The organism is Phycicoccus flavus (assembly GCF_004025965.2).
Taxonomy (GTDB): Bacteria; Actinomycetota; Actinomycetes; order Actinomycetales; family Dermatophilaceae; genus Phycicoccus; species Phycicoccus flavus.
On sequence record NZ_SAYU02000015.1, the window covers coordinates 56787 to 65544 of the forward strand.

Genomic DNA, 8758 nt, shown 5'->3' on the forward strand with positions numbered 1-8758 from the left:
CCCGGGAAGGAGTCCCTTGCGACGGCGGCGACCTATGTGCGAACATTTGTTGGACCGTTCCAGCAAGGAGGCTCGATGGTGTTCCTCGACCGTGTGGCGTCCGCCCCCATCTCGTGGGGCATCTGCGAGGTCCCGGGGTGGGGCAAGATGCTCCCGACCGACCGGGTTCTCACCGAGATGACGGATCTCGGCATCACCGCCACGGAGTACGGCGCGCCGGGGTTCCTCCCCGTCGAGCCGGACGCCGTCCGTGAGGTACTGGGCAGCCACGGCATGAGCCTGCTCGGCGGCTTCACCCCCCTCGTGCTGCACGACCCCGCCCGCCGCGACGACGAGCTCGCGCGGGTTCAGGAGGTCGCGGGGCTGTTCGGCCGCGCCGGGGCCTCGACCTTCGTGTCGTGCCCGGTCATGGACGACGACTGGTCCGTGCCCCGACCGCTCGACCGCGACGAGCACGCCCACCTCGTGCGGATGCTCGGCGAGGTCGACACCATCTGCGCCGACGCCGGCCTCACGCAGGTCCTGCACCCGCACCTGCAGACCGTCGTCGAGACCTCGACCGACGTCGAGCGCGTCCTCGACGACTGCGACGTCAAGTGGTGCCTCGACACCGGCCACCTGGCCATCGGCGGCACCGACCCGGTCGACTTCGCGCGTCGCGCGGCCGAGCGCGTCGGGCACGTCCACCTCAAGGACGTCCGCATGGACCTCGTCCCGCGGCTCATGGACCGGTCGACCTCGATCATGGCCGGGGTGCAGGAGGGCCTCTTCCCGCCGCTCGGGCAGGGCGACCTGCCGCTGGCCGAGGTCGTCCGCACCCTCGAGGCCTCCGGCTACGACGGCTGGTACGTCATCGAGCAGGACACCGCGATCACCGGTCCCTTCCCCGGGCTCGGCGAGGGCCCGGTCACCGGGGTCGAGGCCTCGATGCAGTACCTGCGCGACGTCGTCGTCCCGCTGCTCGACGAGCCGGCGTGACCGACGCTCCCGTGGACCTCCTCGCGATCGGCCGGGTCAGCGTCGACCTGTACGCGCAGGAGGCCGGAGCGACCTTCCTGGAGCCGCAGACCTTCCTGAAGTCCATCGGCGGCAGCCCGACGAACGTCGCCGTCGCCGGCGCTCGGCTGGGCCTGACGTCCGCCCTCGTCACCGGCGTCGGGGAGGACCCCCTCGGCGACTACGTGCTCGCCCGGCTCGAGGAGTTCGGGGTGCGCACGGACGCCGTCGTCCGGCGGACCGGCGGCCGCACCCCCGTCGTGCTCGTCGCCCTCGAGGACCCGGCCGAGCCGACCATCACCTTCCTGCGCGACCCGGAGGCACCGGACACGACGATCGGATCGGAGACCCTCGACGACGACGCGCTGCGGTCCGCGAAGGTGCTCTGGACCAGCGTGAGCACCCTCGCCGCGGGCGCCACCGCCGACACCCTCCTGCACTGGCTGGACCGCCGCGCGCGCCGGCCGCACACCGTCGTCGACCTCGACCTGCGCCCCACCCTCTGGCCCGACGCCGCCTCCGCCGCCGCCGCCGCCGAGCAGGCCATCGCCCTCGCCGACGTCGTCGTCGGCAACCGACGCGAGTGCGAGGCCGCCGTGGGCACCGCCGACCCCGACGGCGCGGCCGACGCCCTCCTGGACCGCGGGGTCTCCCTCGCCGTCGTCAAGCTCGGCGCCGACGGCGCGCTCCTGGCCACCGCCGACGAGCGGGTCCGGGTGCCCCCCGTCCCCGTCGACGTCCGCTGCGGCTCCGGGGCGGGCGACGCCTTCGGCGGGGTCCTCGCCGCCGGTCTGGTGCGCGGCTGGCCCCTCGAGCGGATCGGCCGCCTCGGCAACGCCGCCGGCGCCCTCGTCACCTCCCGCCTCACCTGCGCCGACGCCATGCCGACGCTGACCGAGCTCGAGGCGTTCGCCGACGCCGCCCTCGTCCCGGCGACGAGCGGGGACGTCCGTGCCTGAGCCCGGGCGCGTCGTCAGCGACGCGGACTACCGCGGCCTCCTCGAGGCCCGGGTCCGCGAGCCCGGTCGGCTGCGCCGGGCCCTCACCGACCGGCGCCGCCGTCCGCTGGTCGGCGAGGACGGGCGGATGCTGCTCGTCGCGGCCGACCACACCTCCCGCGGCAAGCTGGCCGTCGGCGGCGACCCGATGGCCGCGGCCGACCGCCGGTCGCTGCTCGACCGCCTCGTCATCTGTCTCGCCGACCCGCGCGTCGACGGGGTCCTCGGCAGCGCCGACGTCCTCGAGGAGCTCGCCCTCCTCGGCGTCCTCGACGGCCGGCTCGCCGTCGGCACGATGAACCGCGGCGGCATCGTCGGCGCCTCCTGGGAGCTCGACGACCGGCTGACCGCCTACGACGCCCGGCACGTCGTCGACCTCGGCCTCGACGGCGGGAAGATGTTGCTGCGGGTCGAGCCCGACGACCGCGGCGTCCCGGGCACCCTCGAGCTCGCCGGCCGCCTCGTCACCGAGCTCGCCGACGCCGGGACGATGGCCCTCGTCGAGCCCCTGCCCTACGCGAAGCAGCCGGACGGCACCCTCGCGCTCGACCCGTCCGAGGACGCCCTCGTCCGGATGGTGGCGATCGCCAGCGGCCTCGGCTCCTCGTCGGCGCACACCTGGCTGAAGATCCCCGCCACCGCCGACCCGGCCCGGGTGGCCGCGGCGACGACCTGCCCGATCCTCCTCCTCGGCGGCGACGCCGGCCACGACTACGAGCGGGTCTTCACCGGCTGGGAGACCGCGCTGCAGGTGCCGAACATCCGCGGCCTCGTGCCCGGCCGCGCGCTGCTCTACCCGGCGGTGCTCGACGTGGCCGAGGCCGTCGGCCGGGCCGGCGCGCTCGTCCACCCCGACCACGACCCCCTCGTCCCCGCAGAACAGGAGCCCACCCCGTGAGCAACCACCACCGCGCCGGAACGCTGGCGACGGACGACTCGCTCGTCACCGTCACCCCCGAGACCGCGGGCTGGACCTACAGCGGGCTCGAGGTGTTCGACCTCGGCCCCGGCCCGGTCGAGCGCACCCTCGACGGCCTGGAGGCGGTCCTCGTCCCGCTCTCGGCCACCGACGTCGAGGTCGTCGTCGACGACGAGTCCCTCACGCTCGCCGGGCGGACCGGGGTCTTCGCGGCCGTCTCCGACTGGGCGTACCTGCCCCTCGGGTCCCGCGTGCGGATCTCCGGGAACGGCGGCGAGGTCGCCCTGTGCACCGCCCGGGCCACCGAGCGCTTCCCGCTGCGCGTCACGGCCGCCGCCGACGTCCCGGTCGAGGTCCGTGGCGGCGGCCGGGCCTCCCGTCAGGTGACGAACATCGCGACGCCGGACTCCTTCCCCACCGCGGACCGGATCAACGTCTGCGAGGTCCTGACCCCGGGCGGCAACGTCTCGTCGTGGCCCCCGCACCGTCACGACGGCATCGGGGACTGCGAGCCGACCAACGAGGAGGTCTACTACTTCCGGACGGGGCGCCTGGACGGCGAGCACGGCCACCCCCACGGCCAGGGCCTGTTCCGGGTCTACACCGTCGACGGTTCCTCGGACGAGACGGTGACCGTGCTGGACGGCGACGTGCACCTCGTCGGCCAGGGCTACCACGGCCCGTCGACGGCCCAGCCCGAGTACCCGATGTACTTCCTCAACGTCCTCGCCGGCCCGGCGAGCGAGCGCACGATGGCGTTCTGCGACGACCCCGACCACCACTGGGTGCGCGAGGCCTGGGAGGTCCAGGAGCAGGACCCGCGGCTGCCGCTGACCTCGGCCGACGGGCAGGTGGCGCGGTGAAGCGTCGCATCGGGGTCGCCGTCCTCGGCCTCGGCTGGATGGGCCAGGCGCACAGCCGGTCGGCGCGGCGGATCCCCGGGCACTTCCCGGACCGGTCCTACGACCCGCGGCTCGTCGTCTGCGCCGACCCCGTGGCCGACCGTCGTCGCAGCGCCCTCGAGGACTTCGGCTTCGAGCGGGCGGTGGAGGACTGGCGGTCCGCCGTCGAGGACCCCGAGGTCGACGCGGTCTGGGTCACCGCCCCCAACATGCTGCACCTGGAGATGATCGAGGCGGCCGCCGCGGCCGGGAAGGCGATCTTCAGCGAGAAGCCGATCGGCGGCAAGCCCGAGCACGCCGTCACCGCCCTCGGCCACGCGCGCGCGGCCGGCGTCGCCACCGGCGTCGGCTACTGCTACCTCTGGTCGCCGCTGGTCCTGCACGCGCGCGACCTCATCGCCTCCGGCGCGCTCGGGGAGATCACGCACTACCGCGGCCGCTTCCTGTCGATGTACGGCAGCGACCCGCTCGGCCTGCTGACCTGGCGCTTCTTCGTCGACCAGGCGGGGTACGGCGTGACGAGCGACATCCTCAGCCACTCCGTCGCCATGGCCCGCTTCCTCGTCGGCCCGGTCACCGAGGTCGTCGGGATGGCGAACACGACGATCCCGCGCCGGCCCCTGCCGACCGGGGCGGCCAGCCACTACGGCCTCGGCGCCCCCGACGACCCCACCGGCGAGGTCGAGAACGAGGACTTCGCGTCCATGCTCTGCCGGTTCGAGAACGGCGCCACCGGGACCTTCGAGGTCAGCCGCACCGTCGTCGGTCCGGAGAGCCAGAACGCGTTCGAGGTCTACGGCACGAAGGGCTCGCTCATCTGGAACCACGAGCGCCTCAACGAGCTGCAGTACTACTCGGTCACCGACTCGCCGGACTCCGGCTACACGACGGTCTACGGCGGCGAGCGCTTCCCGTTCCACGGGGCCTTCGTCCCCGGGAAGGCCAACAGCATCGGCTTCGAGGACCTCGTGACCATCCAGGACCACGCCTTCCTGGAGGCGCTCGCCACCGGCACCCCCTTCTCCCCCGGCTTCTCCGAGGCCGTCGACGTCGTGAGCGTCCAGCAGGCGCTCATCGACTCCTGGACCAGCCGCGGCTGGCAGAGCGTCCGAGACCTGACGGAGGTCACCCCATGAGCACCGTGCACATCACGACGGCCGAGGCCCTCGTCCGCTACCTGGTCGCCCAGCGGACGGAGGTCGACGGCGTCGAGGTCCCCCTCTACCCCGGCGTCTTCGCCATCTTCGGGCACGGGAACGTCACCAGCCTCGGCCACGCGCTCGAGCAGCACCGGGACGAGATCCCGGTGTGGCGGGGCCAGACCGAGGAGGGGATGGGACTGGCCGCCGTCGCCTTCGCCAAGGCCACCCGGCGTCGGCAGGTCATGGTGGCGACGAGCTCGATCGGGCCGGGCGCGACGAACATGGTGACCGCCGCCGGCGTCGCCATGTCCAACCGCCTGCCGACCCTGTTCGTCTCGGGTGACGCCTTCGCCTCGCGCCTGCCGGACCCGGTGCTCCAGCAGGTCGAGCACTTCGGCGACCCGAGCACCACCGTCAACGACAGCTTCCGCCCCGTCGTGCGCTACTGGGACCGGATCACCCACCCCGCGCAGCTCCTCACCTCCCTGCCGCAGGTGACCCGCACCCTGCTGGACCCGGCGGACTGCGGCCCGGTCTTCCTCGGGCTGCCGCAGGACGTCGCGGCCACCGCGTACGACTACCCGGAGAGCTTCTTCGAGCCCACCGTCCACCGGGTGCCGCGGCCGCGGGCGGACCTCGCCGAGCTGGAGCGCGCCGCCGAGGCCCTGCGCGCCGCCGAGCGCCCGGTGCTCGTCGCCGGGGGCGGGGTGCACTACTCCCTCGCCGAGGCCGAGCTCGCGCAGTTCGCCGAGCGGCACGGGATCCCCGTCGTCGAGACCGTCGCCGGCAAGTCGAGCGTGCTCGGTGACCACCCGCGCTACGCGGGGCCGATCGGCGTCACCGGAGCGGCCGAGCCGAACGAGGCCTGCCGCGAGGCCGACGTCGTCCTCGCCGTCGGCACCCGCCTCAACGACTTCGTCACCGGCTCGTGGACCCTCTTCGACGAGCGGGCCCGGATCGTCGCGCTCAACACCGCCCGGTTCGACGCGACGAAGCACCTGGCCACCCCGGTCGTCGGGGACGCCCGCGAGAGCCTCACCGAGCTCTCCGCCCTGCTCGGGGACTGGACGGCGCCGGCCGCGTGGACCGACCACGGCAGCGACCTGCGCGAGCGGTTCGACCGGTTCGTCGCCGCGCGGGTCGCCGACGACGGCGAGTACCCCCTCAGCTACGCGCAGGTCGTCGGGGCCGTGCACCGCGCGGCCACCCCCGAGGACTACGTGATGACCGCGGCCGGCGGGCTCCCCGGCGAGCTCAACGTCAACTGGTCGAGCAAGGCCATCGCGAGCTTCGACTGCGAGTACGGCTTCTCCTGCATGGGCTACGAGACCGCCGGGGCGTGGGGCGCCGCGTTCGCCCGCCCCGCGGGCGAGGTCTACTGCCTCGTCGGCGACGGCTCGTACCTCATGCTCAACAGCGAGATCTACTCCTCGGTGCTGTCGGGCCGGAAGTACGTGCTCGTCGTCTGCGACAACGCCGGCTTCGCCGTCATCGAACGGCTGCAGCGCAACCAGGGCGGCGCGTCGTACAACAACATGCTGCGCGACTCCCGCGGGCCGCACAGCGACGTGCGGGTCGACTTCGTCGCGCACGCCGCCTCGCTCGGGGCGCACGCGACCCGCGCGTCCTCCCTCGCCGAGCTGGAGGCGGCCATCGAGCAGGCGCGCGAGCACGACCGCACCAGCGTCGTCGTCGTCGACGTCCGGGAGGCGGACTGGACCGAGGGCGGCCTCTACTGGCAGGTCGGGGTGCCCGAGGTCAGCGAGCTCGAGAGCGTCCGCGAGGCCCGGGCCGCGCACGAGGCGGGACTGACCGACCAGCGTCGCGGCGTGTGATGGCCCGCGCGACCCCTGTCCCCGTGGACGGGCCGGACGGCACCGACGCCGGGCCGGCGCGGCCGACGATCCGCGACGTCGCCGCGCGGGCCGGGGTCTCGAAGTCGCTCGTGTCCCTCGCGCTGCAGAACGCCCCCCGCGTCGCGCCCGGGACGCGGGCGGCCATCCTCGCCGCCGCGGACGAGCTGGGCTACCGGCGCAACGCGGCGGCGCACGCCCTCGTCGCGCACCGCACGCGCACCGTCGGCGTCTTCGTCCTCGACCTGCACAACCCGATGACGGCCGACGTCCTCGACGCCGTCCAGGCCGAGGCCCGACGCCGCGACTACCGCACGATCGTCGTCGTCGGGAGCGACGACGCCGACGCCGAGCGGGCCGAGCTGGAGAAGCTCGTGGAGTTCCGGGTCGAGGGCATCATCGCCCTCGGGCACCGGCTGCCCGAGGGCGCCGACGGGGCGATCGGCGCCGCGTGCCCGTGGGTCGTCATCGGCAGCGCCCACGAGGGCATCCCCCACCTGGAGTCGATCAGCACCGACGACGAGGAGGGCGCCGGGCTCGTCGTCGACCACCTCGTGACCCTCGGACACCGCCGGATCGCCCACGTCGACGGCGGCCGCAGCTCGGTGGCGCGGGACCGGCGCCGCGGCTACCGCCGGGCGATGCGTCGCCACGGCCTGCAGGACGCCGTCACCGTCGAGCGCGGGTCGTTCTCCGAGGAGGGCGGGTACGCCGGAGCCCGCAGGGCCCTGGAGGCGGCGGACCCCCCGACCGCGCTCTTCGTCGTCAACGACCTCGCGGCGATCGGGGCGATGGCGGCGGTGACCGACCGCGGCCTCGCCGTCCCGCAGGACGTCTCCGTCGTCGGCTTCGACGGGACCCGCCTCGCCGGCATGCGCCCGCTGTCCCTCACCACCGTGGGCCAGCCGCTCCTCCAGATGGGGACGCAGGCCGCCGCCCGGCTGTGCGGCCGCCTCGACGGGGAGCGGCTCGTCGGGAGCCCCTCCCGGCTGCCCCCCAGCCTCGTCGAGCGACGGACGACCGCGCCGCCGCCCTGATCCCCCACCCCGCCGCGCCGCGGGGTCGCCCATGACCCGAGCGCCGTCGTCGCCGACGCGCCCCACCCGAGCACGGAGGATGTGCCCGCCATGACCCTCACCTCGCTGCCCACCCCGCGCACGCCCAGGTCCGAGGACGCCCCCTCGCTGCGGTGGGGGATCCTCGGCACCGGCTGGATCGCGCGGAACTTCGTCACCTCGCTCCACGGGCACACCCGCCAGCGCGTCCAGGCCGTCGGGTCGCGCAGCCTGGAGTCGGCGACCCGCGCCGCCCGGGACTGGGAGGCCGAGACCGCCCACGGCTCGTACGAGGCGCTCGTGGCCGACCCGTCGGTGGACGTCGTCTACGTCGCCACCCCGCACAACCACCACCTCCCGCACGCGCTGCTGGCCATCGAGGCCGGCAAGCACGTCCTCGTCGAGAAGCCGGTGGGGCTCGACGCCGAGGAGGCGCGGCGGATCGGGGACGCCGCCGACGCGGCCGGGGTGTTCTGCATGGAGGCGATGTGGTCGCTCTTCCTGCCGAAGTTCGACATCGTCCGCCAGCTCCTCGACGCCGGGGCGTTGGGCCGCATCGTCGCCGCCCACGCCGACATGGGCGAGCGGTTCGACCCGCCGCACCGGATCCACCGCAGCGACCTGGCCGGCGGACCGCTGCTCGACCTCGGCACCTACGCGGCGACCTTCGCCACCTGGACCCTCGGCGCGCCGGACGTCGTCACCGCCGTGGCCACGCCCGCGCCGACCGGGGTGAACGGCTCGCTGGCCATCGCGCTTGGGACGCCGTCGGGCGCGACCGCGTCCCTGCACACCTCGATCCTCGCGGACAGCGCGACGACGGCCGCCGTCATCGGCACCGACGCCCGGGTCGACCTGCACAGCCGCTACTACCTGCCCGGCCCGATGACCCT

The 8758-nt window shown here is 74.6% G+C and carries 8 protein-coding genes; all 8 read left to right on the top strand.

Annotation, left to right across the window (positions count from 1 at the left end; all coding sequences use genetic code 11):
* The first annotated feature begins 78 nt into the window (after positions 1 to 78).
* Complete coding sequence (locus EPD83_RS06650) at positions 79 to 978, top strand: TIM barrel protein (protein ID WP_164896125.1); 900 nt, start codon at positions 79 to 81, stop codon at positions 976 to 978.
* Complete coding sequence (gene iolC / locus EPD83_RS06655) at positions 975 to 1955, top strand: 5-dehydro-2-deoxygluconokinase (RefSeq protein WP_205859438.1); 981 nt, start codon at positions 975 to 977, stop codon at positions 1953 to 1955. The genes EPD83_RS06650 and iolC overlap by 4 nt, the downstream gene beginning before the upstream one ends.
* Positions 1948 to 2892, top strand: coding sequence for a Cgl0159 family (beta/alpha)8-fold protein (locus EPD83_RS06660; RefSeq protein WP_165566380.1), 945 nt, complete (start codon positions 1948 to 1950; stop codon positions 2890 to 2892). Before iolC ends, EPD83_RS06660 begins: the two co-directional genes overlap by 8 nt.
* Positions 2889 to 3776 (top strand): 5-deoxy-glucuronate isomerase, encoded by an 888-nt coding sequence (iolB, locus tag EPD83_RS06665; protein WP_165566381.1) that lies wholly within the window; start codon positions 2889 to 2891, stop codon positions 3774 to 3776. The genes EPD83_RS06660 and iolB overlap by 4 nt, the downstream gene beginning before the upstream one ends.
* Entirely contained in the window at positions 3773 to 4951 is a 1179-nt protein-coding gene (locus tag EPD83_RS06670; RefSeq protein ID WP_165566382.1) for a Gfo/Idh/MocA family protein, read from the top strand. Before iolB ends, EPD83_RS06670 begins: the two co-directional genes overlap by 4 nt.
* Complete coding sequence (iolD, locus tag EPD83_RS06675) at positions 4948 to 6792, top strand: 3D-(3,5/4)-trihydroxycyclohexane-1,2-dione acylhydrolase (decyclizing) (RefSeq protein ID WP_165566383.1); 1845 nt, start codon at positions 4948 to 4950, stop codon at positions 6790 to 6792. The genes EPD83_RS06670 and iolD overlap by 4 nt, the downstream gene beginning before the upstream one ends.
* Positions 6793 to 6815: 23 nt before the next feature.
* Entirely contained in the window at positions 6816 to 7847 is a 1032-nt protein-coding gene (locus EPD83_RS06680; protein ID WP_164896558.1) for a LacI family DNA-binding transcriptional regulator, read from the top strand.
* Positions 7848 to 7937: 90 nt separating this feature from the next.
* Positions 7938 to 8758 (top strand): Gfo/Idh/MocA family protein (locus EPD83_RS06685; RefSeq protein WP_165566384.1); only part of this gene is annotated, 821 nt, incomplete at its 3' end.